The 17,443-nt window shown below is 35.0% G+C and carries 16 protein-coding genes; all 16 read right to left on the bottom strand.

Annotation, left to right across the window (positions count from 1 at the left end; all coding sequences use genetic code 11):
• Nucleotides 1-18: 18 nt before the first annotated feature.
• The 16 genes from Q5N74_RS02955 to Q5N74_RS02885 all read right to left on the bottom strand — a co-directional run bounded on the left by Q5N74_RS02955 (nt 19) and on the right by Q5N74_RS02885 (nt 17,440).
• The gene (locus Q5N74_RS02955) at nt 19-582 is read right to left on the bottom strand and encodes an AraC family transcriptional regulator (protein WP_304387215.1); all 564 of its coding nucleotides are present in this window, start codon (nt 580-582) and stop codon (nt 19-21) included.
• A 1-nt stretch (nt 583) separates the two neighbouring features.
• On the bottom strand, nt 584-1,063 hold the full coding sequence (locus Q5N74_RS02950; RefSeq protein WP_304387214.1) for a DUF305 domain-containing protein: 480 nt from the start codon (nt 1,061-1,063) through the stop codon (nt 584-586).
• 127 nt (nt 1,064-1,190) lie between these two features.
• Nucleotides 1,191-1,637, bottom strand: coding sequence for a heme-binding domain-containing protein (locus Q5N74_RS02945; RefSeq protein WP_304387213.1), 447 nt, complete (start codon nt 1,635-1,637; stop codon nt 1,191-1,193).
• Nucleotides 1,638-2,276, bottom strand: coding sequence for a DUF3347 domain-containing protein (locus Q5N74_RS02940; protein ID WP_304387212.1), 639 nt, complete (start codon nt 2,274-2,276; stop codon nt 1,638-1,640).
• Between the two features lie 52 nt (nt 2,277-2,328).
• On the bottom strand, nt 2,329-4,734 hold the full coding sequence (locus Q5N74_RS02935) for a multicopper oxidase domain-containing protein (protein ID WP_304387211.1): 2,406 nt from the start codon (nt 4,732-4,734) through the stop codon (nt 2,329-2,331).
• 124 nt (nt 4,735-4,858) lie between these two features.
• On the bottom strand, nt 4,859-6,616 hold the full coding sequence (locus Q5N74_RS02930; RefSeq protein WP_304387210.1) for an efflux RND transporter periplasmic adaptor subunit: 1,758 nt from the start codon (nt 6,614-6,616) through the stop codon (nt 4,859-4,861).
• A gap of 1 nt (nt 6,617) precedes the next feature.
• A complete protein-coding gene (locus Q5N74_RS02925; RefSeq protein WP_304387209.1) occupies nt 6,618-7,874 on the bottom strand; it encodes a TolC family protein in 1,257 nt (418 codons plus the stop codon).
• Nucleotides 7,871-11,686: an efflux RND transporter permease subunit gene (locus Q5N74_RS02920; protein WP_304387208.1), complete on the bottom strand. Its 3,816-nt coding sequence runs from the start codon at nt 11,684-11,686 to the stop codon at nt 7,871-7,873. Before Q5N74_RS02920 ends, Q5N74_RS02925 begins: the two co-directional genes overlap by 4 nt.
• 107 nt (nt 11,687-11,793) lie before the next feature.
• Nucleotides 11,794-12,174, bottom strand: a complete 381-nt coding sequence (locus Q5N74_RS02915; RefSeq protein ID WP_304387207.1) for a hypothetical protein — start codon at nt 12,172-12,174, stop codon at nt 11,794-11,796.
• Between the two features lie 361 nt (nt 12,175-12,535).
• Complete coding sequence (locus Q5N74_RS18955) at nt 12,536-12,742, bottom strand: trans-aconitate 2-methyltransferase (protein ID WP_369686015.1); 207 nt, start codon at nt 12,740-12,742, stop codon at nt 12,536-12,538.
• A gap of 10 nt (nt 12,743-12,752) precedes the next feature.
• Entirely contained in the window at nt 12,753-12,875 is a 123-nt protein-coding gene (locus tag Q5N74_RS18950) for a hypothetical protein (RefSeq protein ID WP_369686014.1), read from the bottom strand.
• Between the two features lie 80 nt (nt 12,876-12,955).
• Nucleotides 12,956-14,896: a heavy metal translocating P-type ATPase gene (locus Q5N74_RS02905; RefSeq protein WP_304387206.1), complete on the bottom strand. Its 1,941-nt coding sequence runs from the start codon at nt 14,894-14,896 to the stop codon at nt 12,956-12,958.
• Nucleotides 14,897-14,966: 70 nt separating this feature from the next.
• Complete coding sequence (locus Q5N74_RS02900; protein WP_304387205.1) at nt 14,967-15,173, bottom strand: GDCCVxC domain-containing (seleno)protein; 207 nt, start codon at nt 15,171-15,173, stop codon at nt 14,967-14,969.
• Nucleotides 15,158-15,766 (bottom strand): mercuric transport protein MerTP, encoded by a 609-nt coding sequence (gene merTP / locus Q5N74_RS02895; protein WP_304387204.1) that lies wholly within the window; start codon nt 15,764-15,766, stop codon nt 15,158-15,160. Before merTP ends, Q5N74_RS02900 begins: the two co-directional genes overlap by 16 nt.
• Before the next feature lie 57 nt (nt 15,767-15,823).
• A complete protein-coding gene (locus tag Q5N74_RS02890) occupies nt 15,824-16,240 on the bottom strand; it encodes a Fur family transcriptional regulator (protein ID WP_304387203.1) in 417 nt (138 codons plus the stop codon).
• Between the two features lie 9 nt (nt 16,241-16,249).
• Entirely contained in the window at nt 16,250-17,440 is a 1,191-nt protein-coding gene (locus Q5N74_RS02885) for an efflux RND transporter periplasmic adaptor subunit (protein ID WP_304387202.1), read from the bottom strand.
• Between the last annotated feature and the right edge of the window lie 3 nt (nt 17,441-17,443).

Below are 17,443 nucleotides of genomic sequence, written 5' to 3'. Positions count from 1 at the left end.
GGTTTTGATTTGCGAAATTTATAATTGATCTAGTTGTATACGTTTATTCCCTTTCATTTTTTTAAAATAGGAAGGCGAAAAACCAGTTACTTTTTTAAATTGATTGCTTAAGTGCGCAATACTACTGTAGTTTAAATGATTTGCAATTTCTGAAAGTGATAACTCGTTGTAAACAATAAGTTCTTTTACTTTTTCAATTCTTAAATTGATAAAATATTTCTCGATGCTTATGCCTTCAACTTGAGAAAATAGGTTACTTAATTTACTGTAATCTTGGTGTAAATTTTCTTTTAAATAATCGGATACGTTGATAGTAATATCATTGTTTTTATTTTGAACTAAATCGATAAGTACCGATTTAATTTTTTGAATCGTTTTACTGTTTACATCATCTAACAATTCAAAACCCAAAGGTTCTAGGTGTGCTTTTATTAATTCCTTTTCTGTTGAAGACACTATATTTTGAAGCGTAATTTCTCCTAACTCGATGTTTAAAACCTGAAGCCCCAGCTTTTCTAGCTCAGCTTCCACAACCATAATACACCTGTTGCAAACCATGTTTTTGATTGCTAATTTCACCATACTATTCTTTGTTTTCTAAACGTGCAATCATCTCCTTCATTTGTTTAATCTCTTTTTTCTGTGCAATGATAATATCTTCAGCCAATTTTTTAGCTTCGGGATCTTTAAATTCTACTTCGCTACTCGTCATTATAGCAGATGAATGATGCGGAATCATGGCTTTCATATATTGAATATCGCCTACAAACGTTTGTGTTCTTAACAAATATAAGGTTCCCAAAAATGTTATAGCAGAAAATGCCAAAATTCCTAGATTAACTTTAAGCTTGGGGTACATATTCCACATAAATAACAACATGGTTATAGCCATAGCCGCAATCATTAACGTGGTCATGTACACACGGGTTAAACTATTTAAAACGTGATCGGTCTCCGCTAAATTTAAAAACATAACCAAATACATGATTATAAATGAAACTGCCATTATTAAAGCAAATTTCGGATACGGGTTTTTCTTTGAGTTTGAGTGATTTTGTTCCATGTTTATTTAATTTTAAGGTTCATTTCAAAATTAAGTATTACATAAAAAAATGGGTTATATGATTTTTAGAACCATTTATAAAACTTCCATATCAGCCTAAAAATCAAGGTAAAACACTTACATTATTTTAATAAACGAGTGTCTCTATCCAACTAACAACTTCTTTTTTATCTTCTTTAGATAATTTAGCATCGCTATGAATTAATGTGTAAGACTCCAAAGGCATTTCATCATCAGTAATTTGACTCATTATCGATTTTAACTTACTCTTTTGTCTTCGTTTTGAATACTCCCCAAATGTGCTGAAATTAAGTTCAGCTTTTCCTTCGTTGATATGATCTTCCAAAAACCAAGCTACAGGTTGAATTTTATTATACCATGGATAATAGGTGTTATTACTATGGCAATCATAACAGGACACTTTTAATTTAGATTCTATATTTTTTGGCACATCAAAAACAACCATAAAATCGGAATTGGAAACATCCTTACTTAAGTTGCGTGTTGTGGGTATAAATTGAATACCCACAAACACAACTAATAAAATTATACTTATAATTTTAACTAACTTCATTTAGTTAATTTGTTGCTGTACGCTACCACATTTTAACATTTTAGCACCGAAGTATGGATTTTTAATATCTTTTACTTCACTTAACCAAGCACCACCTTTATTGTTATTTGCCATTGGGCAAAAATCTTTATAAAGTGTTTTTTCTGTACCTAATAAAGTTACTAAATCACTAATATCTGTGCTTAGACCTTCAAAATGCTCTCTTTGGTGATCGATAGTGCTTTCTACAATATGTTCTGCATGTTCTTTAGCACTTTCTAAAATTTCCATATATTCATTATGAGTGTCTCCTTTTAATTCAGACATATTAAATGCTGAAAAAGCTTTTAATAAAGCTGTTGCTCCTGCTGCTGCTTTCTCTTTACTATCTGCGACTAAACCATTTTTAATTTGAATGTAAGCATCTAAAATAGGTGTTGTTGCTGCATTTTTTTCAGTAGATGCCTCAACACTTCTTTCATGACTGTCTGAATCTCCATGCATAGTAGCATGGTCATGCCCTTCATTTTCATGGCTACTTGCTTCCATAGCATGGGTATCTTCAGTTTCTGTTTTTTTAGTTTCGCTTTTGCAAGACATCGCTGTTAATGTTAGAAATGCCATTGATAAAATACCTGTTTTTACTGATAAATTTTTCATTTTTACTTGTTTTTTAATTGTTTGAATTGTTGTTATTATAATTATAAATTGATTAAAAACGTATTGATAAGCCCCCACCTGCTCCAAAACGGTTATCATAACTTCCCATTAAGGAAACCGTTCTAGAAAGCATGTATTCTGCGCCTGCACTCCATACGGTATCTGAAGTATAGTCTGTATTTATAGGCAACGTATTTACCCAACCTAGATCTATTTTGTACTCGTAATAACCAAATACCGAAAACTTTGGAAACAACATCACACTTCTTCCTAAAGAAACACGTGGACGTAATTGATTATCGATTCGCGCATCTAACGAAAATAAATACGGCGTTAAATACCGCACCCCAACAACTGCTGTCGTGCTAAATTCATCTAAACTACCATCTATTTCGTTTTCAACATTTACACCACCAAATACACGTAAATAATCATGTAAATACCTTTCATAGGTAACTTCTGCTTCCATATTTTTATTCCAACCGTATTCAAGAGAGAGGTTAAATTGATTTCTAAGGTTAGAGCTCACTACATTAATTGCTGCTACGTTTGAAGCCACATCTACCATTCCCCATGTATATTGGTGGTTTGTTTCATCAATAAGTTTTTGTAACGGGTACGCTTCCAATCGCGCATCACGAGGCGTATCATAACTAAAAACTCGAGCCATTCCTCCCATCATGTGGTATAAAATGTGACAATGGAAAAACCAATCGCCATATTCATCACCATAAAACTCAATAGTTATTTGCTGCATGGGTGGTACGTTTACCGTATGCTTCAAGGGTGAATAATCACCATTTTTATTTAGAACTCTAAAGAAATGACCGTGTAAATGCATGGGATGATGCATCATGGTTAAGTTGTTGAATGTTATCCTAGTAACCTCACCTTTTTTAATTTTTATTTTGTCGGTTTCTGATAATGGCACACCATTCATACTCCAGATATAACGACTCATGTTCCCCGTAAGGTTTAATAACACTTCATTTACAGGTACATTTTTATCATAAGTGGTTTTATTGGGTGATTTTAAATAATCATAGTTATATTCTGAAAACATATCCATACCATCCATTTGCATGCCCGCCATGTTCGTTTCGGTTTTAGGCATGTTCATTTCCTTCATATCCGTTTTTTTATCGGTATCCGTATGGTTCATTTTAGAATGATCCATTTTAGAATGGTCCATAGCCATAGGTGTTTCCTTTGCTTCTGGCTTCATCCCATCCATATTTGAATGATCCATTTTCTTTGAATCAACCGGTTTTTCCATGTCCATTCCTTTCATTTTAGAATGGTCCATCTCCTTAGTATCAGACATTTTCATACCCGCCATATCATCCATCTGCATGCCATACTCGTTTTTCATTTCATGACGTTCATCTTTATTAGGCTGAAATTTTATGGCGTGCGCGCCCATTTTCATTTTCATTTTAGCCATTTTCTGCATCATTGCTATTTTATCTGGCTTCGCAATAACTTCGGCCGGTAAAACTTGACCTGTTCCTAAAAAAGCAGATGCCGTACCAGAACCATCTTGAGCTGTAATTCTAAATTCCATTTTTCCACTATCGGGAATAGTTACAATAAAATCATAAGTTTCCGCAACACCAATAAACGTTTTGTTGTGAGGTACCGGAACCACATCCAATCCGTCCGAGGATATTAATGTAGGTGTTTCACCTCCAAAAGTCATCCAGAAAGAGGTAGACGCTCCACCATCAATAATTCTTAATCGTACTTTTTCTCCTGGTTTAAATTCAGGATACTCGATAGTTTCTTTTCCGTTTATAAGAAAGGCAGGATAGTACACATCGGCAATATCAGCCCCTTCCATACGCTGTCTCCAAAAATCAAGTTGTGCTCCAAAAGCACCACGTGCAATTACTTTATTTAGTGGTGTAGACGTACCCTTTTTTATCCCATACCACTCATTACCACGTTTTAAATTACGCAGTACATTCATTGGCTTTTCATTTGTCCAATCAGAAAGCATTAAAACTAATTCCTTATCATACTTCAATGTTTGTTTTTTAGGTTTGATTACAAAGGAACCATACACGCCACTTTGTTCTTGTAACATGGTGTGTGAATGATACCAATAAGTCCCAGATTGTTTTAAAGCAAACTCATATCTAAAAGTAGCTCCCGCTTCTATAGGTGGCGTAGTTAAATACGGAACGCCATCAAAAAAGTTAGGAAGCAAAAGCCCATGCCAGTGAATAGATGATTCTGTATCCAGATTGTTCTTAACATTAATTACAGCATATTCCCCTTCTGTAAACTCTAAAACGGGTCCGGGAATCGTACCATTAATAGTCATGCCCATAACCTCTTTCCCTGCTTTATTAACCATCGCTTTATCAATAGTTATGCTATATTCTTTAACAGGAAGGTTATCAACATTACCTTCAACATGCGTGTTTGTTTGTGCTTCTAAGTGTATGCTTAGCATAAAGAATGCCAGTAGACACGTAAAGCATTTACTTATGTATTTTATTGTATGTTTCATTTTATTTATGTTTCATTAATTGAGATTTAAAATAGATATATTAAAACTCTAAAATAACCTCAAACGGCTATTCTTTTAACTCTTTTGAAACCTCACCACAGGTAAGCATGGCTTGACCGTAGTATGGGTTTTTAACTTCTTTCGATGTACTTAACCAATCGCCACCTTTATTGCTGTTTGCCATAGGGCAGTGCATCACATAAAGAGTTCCCTTATTTGGTTTGAACGTTATTTCAAGATTAATCACAGCATCAGATATTTGTCCAAGCGACTTTCTAAAATCGTCTAAACTACTAAAGTGATTTACGTGTTCTAGTCCCTTTTTTAAATTACCACTTAAGTCCATCCAAACAGTGTGAGATTCACCTGTAAACAACCCCATATTTACGCCTTCAACCGCTTTAAGCAATTTGTTTCCAGCCTTTTTAGCAGCCGCTAAATCGTCATTAACGAGCGCATCTGATAAAGACATATATTCCGAAATCACTGGTTTTAAAGCATCCTTTGCTTTTTGATTTACCGATATACTTTTCGTTTCCTTTTTCTTAGACGTTTCTGTTTCATTTGAAGAGGACATCGCTTCGCTACCAGGATTCATCATACTTGGTTTACCTGCTAATTGCGATGCTGCATCCACAGTAAAAGTACCTCTAACAACAATTTCATCGTCTTCTAAAAGCCCTTCTTTTATTAGATACGCATCTCCTAAAGAAGCTCCTAGTAACACTTCTCGTAATTTAAAACTCACCTTATTTGCAGTCATACTTTTAACATAAACTACAGAACGCTCACCCGTCCACATCACTGCTGTTTTTGGGATTACAATATCTTTTGAGGTTGATGTCGATAAATTATTACTAACAACCCCAGAAACAAACATTTCTGGTTTTAACTTATTTTCAGAATTTTTAACTTCAACGCGCGCTGATGCCACACGTGTTTGAGGATTGATTAAAGGATCGATAAAAGAAACAGCCCCCTCAAAAGTTTCACCTGGTAACGATTGTACGGTATAGTTTATTTTATTGCCTACTTTCACCCATGACATATCAGTTTCATACACATCAAAAAGCACCCAAAGAGACGATAAATCAGCTATCTCATATATAGGCATTCCTTGACCAACATAGTTACCTAAATCTACCTTTTTAGCAGTAATAATTCCAGAAACATCTGCAGTAATTGGGAATTGCTGAATAGGCTTATTGTTACTAATAATTTTATTTATGGTAGTTGCTCCAATTTTCCAATTACTCAACTTTTGTTTGGCAGCCTCAAATAATTCGGGTTGCGATTCCTTAATACGGTTAGCCTGTAATAACTCTTCTTGAGCAGTCACCAATTCTGGGGAATATACCATGGCCAGAGTTTGACCTCGACTTACTTTCTCACCTGTAAAATTAACGTTAAGCTTCTCTATTCTCCCTGAAATGTGAGACGATTGCGTGTACAACTTACGCTCATCAATCTGCACTTTTCCGTTCAAGGCTAATTTCTTGTTGGCGTCTTTACTTCCCACAACCATGGTTTGGATGTTTGCCAATTTCATAGCATCTTCAGTCATTTGAAATGCATTTGGGTCCATAGCCGATTCATTAGCTTCTAGAGGAATTAAATCCATGCCACATAATGGACATTGCCCAGGTTCCTTCATTTGTATTTGCGGGTGCATAGAGCAAGTCCAGATAGTTTCTGCGCCTTCTACTTCACTATGGTCGTGTTCTTCTTTTGGAGTTTCACTTCCACCAAATACCATCCATCCTAATAGTAGGCCTATAAATAGAATCCCTACCATCTTTAATATATTTTTAATTTTTGTATTCATCTTATTGCTGATTAGCTATTAAATAATCTATTGTTGATTGCGCTACAAACTGATTCTTAGTTTCTAAAACTGTTGCCGTTTGAAGCATTAACAAATCTTGATTCATTCTTAAAATTTCTTCAAAATTGATTCCAGAATTACTGTAAGCCGCTATTAATAAAGAAATGGCTTGTTGTGTACTTTCTGTTTGTTTTTTGTACAAGGCATTTAAGGTATTCGCTTTTGAAAATTTATAATTCGCCATACTGTACATTGTTTGCAGCTTATTTTTTACAGCTTGCTTATCATAGGTTGTTGCCTCTAACATAAAGGCTACTTCATTTTGCTTCGCCTTATATTTTTTTCTGAAAATGGGCAATGTTACCGAAAGCATAGGCATGATAGCATCTTGCCCATTCATTTCTAAGCCAGGAACATCGCGCTTGGAAATAATTGAATAATCTAATCCCAAACCTATCATTGGCAATCCTTCGTTTTTAACTATCTTTTTCTGAGCTTCATAAGATGCTATCATTTTATCTAAACCCAATAATTTAGGATTAGAAACAAATAAACTATCAGACTCAAGAAGCGAAGTAACATCAACCAAAGGCAAAGCGTCTGGTATATTTATTAAAGCGTTTAAATCTCTATTTAGCAAACTATTAAACTCAATTTGAAGCGGTTCATTTTGCTCGTTTAATAACTGAATTTTGGTTTCGCTATCGTTTCTTTTAATATCAATTCGAACCACATCGACCATAGCGCCTTTACCACTTTTAAATTTGCTTAAAGCGAGCTCTCTATAGTTGTCTAGAATCTCAAGATTTCTTTCTTCAATTTGTACCATCCTATTTAGTTCATAAATTTCTGCATAGGACTTCTTAATCATTAAAAAGACTTCATTTTTAGAATCTAAATACTTCTGAAACGTAGCCTCTGCCATTAAATTGGCAGCACTCTTTTTAGCTTCCAAAGTTCCAAACCACGGAAACATTTGCATGAAGCTGAAACGTGCTTCTTGCGTACCTAATCGCGTTTCAATCATCCGCCCAAAGGCACTCATGGTTAAACTAGGATCGGGTAACGAACTTACTTGAGGTGCTTTTTCTAAAGCAGCTTCAAAGGTTTTATATGCCGATTGTATTTCGGGGTTATTTTGAGTAGCCATACTTAAATAATCATTTAAAGTCTGACTTTGAACGCCCGTTGAACACAATACCGCCACAAGAATTAAATATCTTATATGTAATATCTTATATATATTTATTACTCTCATTTTCGATTTCTTTTAATTACTGTTTCTCTCCAAAAGGCTTGTAATACGGGCACAACAAACATGGTCATCAATTGAATAATCATACCACCAAATGTTGGTATCGCCATGGGAATCATAATATCGGAACCTTTACCTCGCGATGTTAATACAGGGAGCAAGGCGATAATAGCAACTGCAGCAGTCATCATTGCTGGTCTCACACGTTTTTTACCGGCTACCAAAACAGCTTCTCGTACTGCTTCTACTGTTTTTGGTTGACGCTCTTCAAACACTTGGTGAATGTAGGTTCCCATAATCACACCATCATCGGTCGCAATACCAAACAAGGCTATAAACCCAACCCATACGGCAACACTTAAATTAATGGGGTGTATTTGAAACAAATCGCGCATATTCACGTTGGCTATTGAAAAATTCAAGAACCAATCTTGTCCATATAACCACAACATGATAAAACCACCCGCAAAAGCCACAAAAACACCTGAAAAATGTATAGATGATGCAATCACTGTTTTAAACTGGAAGAATAATAACAAGAATATCACGACTAAACTTATCGGGATTACAATCGCCAATTTTTTAACTGCTCGAATTTGATTCTCATAACTTCCTGAGAATTTATAACTCACTCCTTTTGGCACCACTAATTCGCCAGAATCAATCTTTTCTTGTATCAGGTCTTGGGCATCATTAACAACATCTACTTCTGCGAATGTTTCGTTTTTATCAAACAACACATAACCTACCAAAAAGGTTTCTTCACTTTTAATTACTTGTGGCCCTCTTACAAACTCCAAGCTAATAAGCTCACCCAACGGCACTTGAACACCTGTAGGCGTTGGTACTAGTATTTTTTTTATTTTTCCCGGATCGTCTCGCAACTCTCTAGGGTAGCGAACACGAACAGGATAACGTTCCCGACCTTCAACGGTTGATGTAATTTTCATGCCACCTACAGCAGCTTCCACAACCTGTTGAACACTTTCTACACTTAGCCCGTAACGCGCTATCGCAGATCTATCAATGTTCATTTGTAAATAAGGTTTCCCAACAATTCTATCGGCAAAAACAGCATCTGCTTTTACAGAAGGAACTTGCTTCAAGATCCCTTCCAACTCCATTCCAAAATCTTGAATGGTTTTTAAATCGGGACCATATACTTTAATTCCCATAGGAGCTCGCATTCCTGTTTGCAGCATTACCAATCGGGTTTCAATAGGCTGCAATTTTGGTGCAGAGGTCACGCCTGGAAGTTTAGAAACTTTAATGATTTCTTTCCAAATATCATCAGAACTTTTAATATGAGAACGCCAGTTTCTATAAAACTCGCCATCTTCATCGGGTACTAAATCGCTTTCTTTTATACTTTGATTTAAAGCATCATTATTTGAAACAACCTTTCCGTTTTTAAGTACAAAATTTTCATCTTTATCAACCTTAAATCGAATGGGTTTCCCTTCTTCTGAAGCTATAAACTCCGGTTTATAATTGATGATATTTTCAAACATCGAAATGGGTGCAGGGTCGATTGCACTTTCTACACGACCTAATTTACCAACAGCAATGTCTACTTCTGGAATATTCGCGAGAAGCATATCTAATTTCTGAACCGTATTTTTACTTTCTTCCAAACCAGCATGTGGCATGGCAGTAGGCATTAATAAAAAGGAACCTTCATTTAAAGTTGGCATAAACTCAGACCCTATTCCTGGAAATGTTTTAGCCATGGAAGTCCAGCCTTTGCTTTCCTTAACATTCCAACCCATTTTATCGAATCCTTTAGCGACAAATCCAAAAGTGCCATTAAATCCTATCCAGATAAAAATACCAAATAGCAATGTAAAAAGTGGCACTAAGAAAAACTTCGCTTTATTATTCAAACACCATTTAAGAACGGGTTCGTAGAAATGTACAATCGCTAATAAAGCGCCTAAAATAACCCCGATTAAAACCAGTACAAATATGTAATTTACAATTAGAAGGTTTTGTGGACCCAATGGCATCCACTCTTCAGCTAAGAAAAAGGTGGCTATAAATAAGGTTAAACCAACATTAATATAGTTTGAATACTTATTGAATTTAAGCGGTAATTTGTGTTCAAATAAAGAATTTAAACCTAAAACACATAACACTAGTGGCAACCACATGTGCATATAAAAGGCCAAAAGCAAACCAGCTACAATAAGGATGATTCCCCAAGTTCTTTTTACTTTCTTTTTATCATAATTTATTCCAAAAACAAAATGTGCTAAGGCAGGCAATACAATAATACCTAAAAGGAAGGTACCTAATAAGGCAAATGTTTTTGTAAATGCTAGCGGTCTAAATAATTTTCCTTCGGCACCCACCATAGCGAAAACCGGTATAAAACTAACCACGGTTGTAGCCAAGGCTGTAGTTACTGCCGATGCCACTTCTTTGGTCGCTTCATAAATAACATTCATTAACACCTTCCCTTTTACTCCATGGTTTTCGGGCATTTCTAAATGTCGGATGATGTTTTCAACAAACACAATACCAATATCGACCATGACACCAATGGCAATAGCAATACCAGATAATGCCACTACATTGGCATCTACCCCAGCATAACGCATGATTATGAAAGTCATTAAAACACCAACCGGTAATAAACTAGATATTATGATGGACGCCCTTAAATTCATCATAAGCACAAGTACCACAATGATACTAATTAGAATTTCGTGAGAGAGCGCTGTTTCTAATGTGCTAATAGTTTCTTCAATAAGGTGCGTCCGATCATAAAAAGGCACGATAGTTAACTGACTAACCGTGCCATCTGCTAATGTTTTTTTAGGTAAACCAGATGAAAACTCTTTTATTTTTGTCTTTACATTATTAATAACTTCTAACGGGTTCGAGCCATAACGTGCCACAACAACACCACCAACAACTTCGGCACCGCCTTTATCTAAAACACCTCTTCGAGTGGCTGGTCCTAAATTTACATGAGCCACATCTTTAACTAGAATAGGCTTATTATCTTTAACACTTACCACCGTATTTTCTATATCTTCGGTAGATTTGATATAACCCAATCCGCGAATAAAATATTCGGCTTTATTAATTTCGATTGTTTTGGCACCTATGTCACGATTGGAATTTTTCACAGCCATCATGACCATGTCAATACCTACGTTATATGCTTTTAAGGCATCCGGATTCACATCAATTTGGTACTCTTTAACATACCCACCTACCGAGGCCACTTCAGAAACGCCAGACACTCCATTTAGAGCGTATTTTACATAGTAATCTTGTACCGAGCGTAATTCATCTAAATCCCAACCACCGGTTACATTACCTTCTGGATCGCGTCCTTCAATAGTGTACCAATACACTTGACCTAATGCTGTGGCATCTGGACCCAAGGCGGGTTTTACTTGATCGGGTAATAAATTGTTAGGTAGCGAATTTAATTTTTCTAAAACACGAGAGCGCGACCAATAGAAATCTACTTTTTCTTCAAAAATGATATAAATACTTGAAAAACCGAACATAGACGAACTTCGTATCGACTTGACATTTGGTATTCCTAAAAGAGAGGTTGTTAGCGGGTAAGTAATTTGATCTTCAATATCTTGAGGAGACCTGCCTCCCCATTCTGTAAAAACTATTTGTTGGTTTTCACCTAAATCTGGGATCGCATCCACAGGAACGGGATCTTTAGGCAGAAAACCGGTATTCCAGTTGAATGGTGATGTAGACACACCCCACACAATGAAAGTAATTAAGATAAGAACAGTTATTAACTTATTCTCAAGAAAATATTTTATAATTTTATTTAACATATAACTTGATTATTAAATCATTAGAAATTGGTGTTAGAAAAACACCGAATACAACAAAACATCCTAACAACATTTCGTTATTGGATGGCCGTGTCTAAAGTTTAAAATCAAATTAAATAAGTCTCGTCAAGCTTGTAGATTTGCCTTATGACGAGTGGTGAGTAGTAATCTCCAAAAGAAGAAACTTTATCTTGTGTTCCTTCAAAAAGATTAATATAAGCGTAAAAGAATGATGCAATGAATACGTGTTGATCAAAAGTAACTGTATCAAAAGAAATTTTAAGCTCATCTTGACCTTTTACAAGAACTTGCTCATCTTTACAACAATCATTTTTTACAACAGGACATCCTGAATTCGATACTGCTGGTTGCATTTCCATGCCACAAGTTTCAACCTTGTGAAAAACTGCCGTATCCATCAAAGTATCACCACAATAATGCATATCAATAGTAAATGACATTGTAGAGACAAGCACTACAAAAGCCATGAACATGGATATTATTTTATGGGACACTTCTTTCATATTAATTGCAAACTTACGAAATTTTAACAAATTATGTATAATTTAACAGAAGTTTAAATGGATTACAGTAGCTAAATTCACATTATTAAAGCAACGAATCAATTATAACATGGCTTGTAATTATTTTCTTTTAAACCAACAATAAACAAAATTCCGACTTGTTTCAAAAGGTGTTCTATGATCTTTTTCTACACATTGTATTTTATTGAAATTCGCTTTAAACAAGGTATTCATTGTAATCTCAGAATATTGTTTTATATTCAAACCACTGCATTTTTTGGGACCATTTTTAGAAAAAGTACCAACAACTAAATGTTCGCCGATATTAATATACTTTTGAACCGTATCTATGTAATTGCTTATACTTTTTTCTTCTTTTCAAAAAATGAAATGCAGCTCTGTCATGCCAAAAATCATAATTTTCAGTTGGAACAAAATTAGTGATATCGGCAACAATCCATTTCACTTGTTTTGCTTGTTCCTTTAAACGCAACTTTGCGCGTTCTAAGGCTGCCTCAGAGATGTCGAGCACAGTAATATCCTTATACCCTAAGCGCTAATAAATTATCTACTAAAAAACTATCTCCACCTCCTACATCCATAATTTTTGCAGATTTAGAAATATTCGATTCTTTAATAAATGATAATGAGGTTTCTGGTTCCATTTCATACTAACTTACTTCATCCAACGCTTTTGTTTTAAATACGTTATCCCAATGTAATTTCTTACTCATGTTATCTTATTTTAATTCCAATGCATTCGTTGTAACCTAACAGCATTCAATATAGCCAATAAAGCGACACCTACATCTGCAAAAACGGCTTCCCACATGGTTGCCAAACCACCTGCCCCCAAAATAAGCACGATAACTTTAACTCCGAATGCCAAACCTATATTTTGCCATACAATTGTTCGAGTAGAACGACCTATTTTTATAGCTTTTACCACTTTTGAAGGTTGATCTGTTTGAATAATTACATCGGCAGTTTCAATGGCCACATCACTTCCTAATCCACCCATAGCAATTCCCACATCGCTTGCTGCAAGAACGGGGGCGTCATTAATACCATCTCCAATAAAAGCTATTTTGTTATTCGAGTTTTGCTTTAATTTTTCAACTTCATTTAATTTATCTTCTGGTAGCAAACCACCTTTAGCTATTTTAATCTTCAATTCTAAAGCCACTTTTTGTGTGATAGAATTTTTATCTCCAGAAAGCATTATTATGTTCTTAATGCCAACTTTATGCAATCCTGAAATAGTTTCCATTGCATCTTCCTTTAGTTCATCTGCAATAACAACATAACCAGCAAACTCATTATCTATAGCCACCAAAACAATAGATTCTACAATAGATTCGGTTTCTTCTGAAACTGATATATTATTAGCAGTCATTAAAGCTTTATTACCAACTAATACCGTTTTTCCGTTTACAACACCCTTTAGACCTTTACCTGCTATTTCTGATACTTCAGTCGCTTTAAAACCTACATCTTGCATTTTATACTCCAAAATAGCTTTGGCTACAGGATGCGTAGATTGTGTTTCCATGGCCATTAGATAGTTCATGAATTCTTTCTCTTCGCTATGAATCACTTTTATTTTAGTGATTTTGAAAATGCCTTTTGTAACCGTACCTGTTTTATCCAGGACTAAGGTGTTAATTTTAGTCATCGCATCTAAAAACGAAGCGCCCTTAAATAAAATACCATTTTTTGAAGCAGCACCTAAGCCTCCAAAATAACCCAGTGGTATAGAAATAACCAAAGCACACGGACAGGAAATCACTAAGAAAATCAATGCGCGATATAACCAATCTCTAAACACATAATCAGGCACAAAAAAATAGGGTAATAGAGTAACACCAATAGCCAAAAAGACCACAATAGGCGTGTAAATACGCGCGAACTGCCTAATAAATAATTCAGTTTTTGATTTTCTGGCAGTAGCATTTTGAACCAAATCTAATATTCTAGCAATAGAACTGTCTTTAAATTCTTTGGTCACTTCTACTTCAATAACACTTTCTAAATTAATGCTACCTGCAAAAACGGGGGTTCCTTTAGTTATAGTTTCTGGTTTACTTTCACCAGTTAAAGCGGCTGTATTTAAAGATGCTTTTTCGGAAATTAGAACACCATCTAATGGGATTTTTTCACCTACTCTAATTTGAATTTTCTCGCCAACTTCTACTGTTTCTGGACTCACGTTAACTACCGTTTGCTTTCTAAAAACATTTGCTTCTTTAGGACGCACATCTAACAAGGCTTTAATATTTCTCTTAGCCTTAGTTACTGCTGCATTTTGAAACAATTCACCTACCGCATAAAATAACATTACCGCCACTGCTTCTGGAAATTCTCCTATTGAAAAAGCACCAATAGTTGCAATTGACATTAAAAGGAATTCCGTAAAAACGTCGCCTTTTTTAATACTTTCCCATCCTTCTTTTACAACAGGAAGACCAACAGGTAAATACGTTATGATATACCAAATTAAGCGCAGCCAATCTTTAAAAAAAGGTGTTTTAAAATAATCTAAAGCAATCCCAATCAAAAGCATAAACATACTTATAATTGCAGGTATATACATCTTTAGCCCACTTTGGTGTTGCCCATGGTTATGATGATGTCCCGATTCGGATGATGGTCTAATATCTCTTAAATTGAGTTTCTTTTTTTTCATAATTAAAAATGATTGGTTCTAAAAACGATTTTATAATACAAAGAATAGAAAACTTAATAGTCTCAATCTGTTAGCAACAACCCTTATTTTCTTGAATTGGAGGACATGCCACAGACCCATATGAGCAATAAACACAACAGTCTCCTTCTTTTGGTTTAAGCACCGTTTGGCAATTATCACATTCATAAAAAAACTGACAAGCATTTGTTGGCATCTCCTCTACTTTTTTATAGTTGCAATTTGGACAGGTAATTTCTGATTTTAATTGAATTTCCATTCGTGCTCTTTTTTAGTTGTTACTGAATAACCAGTTGAATTAATGGCTTTCTCTATGGCTGCTTCATTTGTTTGTGTTTTATCAAATGCAATGATGGCATTTCCATTTTGATAAGATGTTTTGGATTGAACAACTCCATTTATAGTATTTACGGCATGATTTACGTGTGCTTCACAACTTGCGCAAGTCATTCCACTAATTTTAAATTCGGTTGTTGTTAAATCCGATGTATTGACTACTACTTTTTCCTTTTCATTTGTGGGATAAAAAAAACCTGAATAATATGGGAAAGCCAGCATTACAACGGCAAATACCGTTACAATAGCTAAAAAGGTTTTCGACTGTATGAATTTTGGTTTTTCATCCGTTTCACAAGCACAATCCACGCTTTCTACAAATTTTAATTTTTGATACCAGGCATAACCAAGAATCAGAACAGTTAACCCCATAAGATAGGGTCTAAACGGTTCTATCCAAGAAAAAGTAGAAGCAATACCAGTAGTTCCAGCTATGAGTGCTAAAACGGGTGTAACGCAACACAGTGATGCTGTAATTGCTGTGATTACACCCGTAGCTATTAATTTAATATTCATTAGTATTTTATTTTATGCATACAAAGATGCTCTAAAATACCATGCAATGGAAGTGCATTAATACCCGCTACATTTATCGCAGATACCTTTAACAACCAAATTCACATTTTCTGAGACAAAACCCTCTGGCACTTTAATTTGAGGTATTTTATGATCTGTTAAACAAATGGTTTCATTACAATTATTACAATGAAAATGGAGGTGTAAGTCTGTCTCAATGTCACAATTACAACCTTTTTCACATAAAGCATATTTAGTAATTCCTGTACCATCATCTATTTGATGCACAATAACTTTCTCTTCGAACGTTTTAATAGTTCGATACAAGGTTGTTCTATCCGCTTTATCAAAAGCGTTTTCAATATCACTTAATGTAACCGCAATTTGTTTCTCTGCTAGAAATTTATAAATAAGCAAACGCATAGCCGTAACACGAATGTTTTTTGATGCAAATAATTTTTCTATGTTATCCATATTCCATTTTTAATGTCCGTGACCACCTTCTTCTTCACTGTTTTTTGCTTTCGCTAATACTGTAAAGGCTTCTTTTAAAACAATATCTAATTTTGAAATATCTTGAGTTTTATCTACTAAAGAAACAGCTACAAAACCTTCTTCTTCGTTTCCTTTAATCACTTCAAGCATTTCAAAGTGATGCATCATCTGGTCATCCTCTTTACTTTTTCCTTCAGATTTAAAAATATAATGTTTCCCTTCAAACCTCACAACAGCTTCTTCTGGAACTGCATATAGTTCCAAAGTCTCCACTTCAATATTGGCATTTATAAACATACCTGGTAGCAAGGCCTCATTTTCTTCTTTTAAATGCCCATGAATGGTAATAGACCTATCTGTACGCACATTATTTCCCACTAAAAACACTTCTGCTTCCATCCACGCATCGGGAGCGTTTGCGAGTCTAAAACGGATGCGTTGTCCTATCCGAATAAGCGGAATATCATTTTCATAGACTTTCAATTCTACATGCAAATCAGATGCATCTGTAATATCCATTAACACATCTTGTGGAGTGAAATATTTCCCTGTATTGATATACACTTCCCGCACAATGCCATTTATGGACGAATGTATACTAACAACGGAAGATATCTTACCGTTTTTCACGCTTGAAGGGTTAATACCAATCAACCGTAATTTACTTTCCAAAGCTTGAATATTGGCCTTATTTGTTAAATAACTACTTTTTGCTTTTTGGAATACTTTAGTCGAAGTCACTTCTTCTTTATTCAGCGTTTCTTGTCTTTCAAAATCTGATTTAAGATACTCATTGTGCGCTAATGCTTCCAAATAATCTCTTTGAAATTCAATAAATTCAGGATTTTCAACGGTGGCAATCACTTGTCCTTTTTTCAGTTTGGTTCCAGGAAGCATTGTTGTTTGTTTTAAAAACCCTCCGTACGGCACTGTTACCGAAATATTACCCTGTGGCGGCACATCTATCATCCCATTTACAGTAATTTCATGGCCAATGTTACGCTTTTCAATTTTACCAACACGTATATCTGTTTGTGCAAATTGTGCCTCGGTAAACTCTACCACGTTTTCATGTTCAGCTTCATGCATATCTTCCGCCTTGTTAGCCTGTTTATCTTTGCAGCCTGTTGCTAAAACGAGCGTCGTTAATAGCACTAATTTATATAGTATATTTTTCATCTT

It is taken from the genome of Mariniflexile sp. AS56, from assembly GCF_030552475.1.
In the GTDB taxonomy this organism is placed as follows: domain Bacteria; phylum Bacteroidota; class Bacteroidia; order Flavobacteriales; family Flavobacteriaceae; genus Mariniflexile.
The sequence above is the reverse complement of the archived record's forward strand: the minus strand, read 5'-3'. Positions and strand labels throughout refer to the sequence as shown.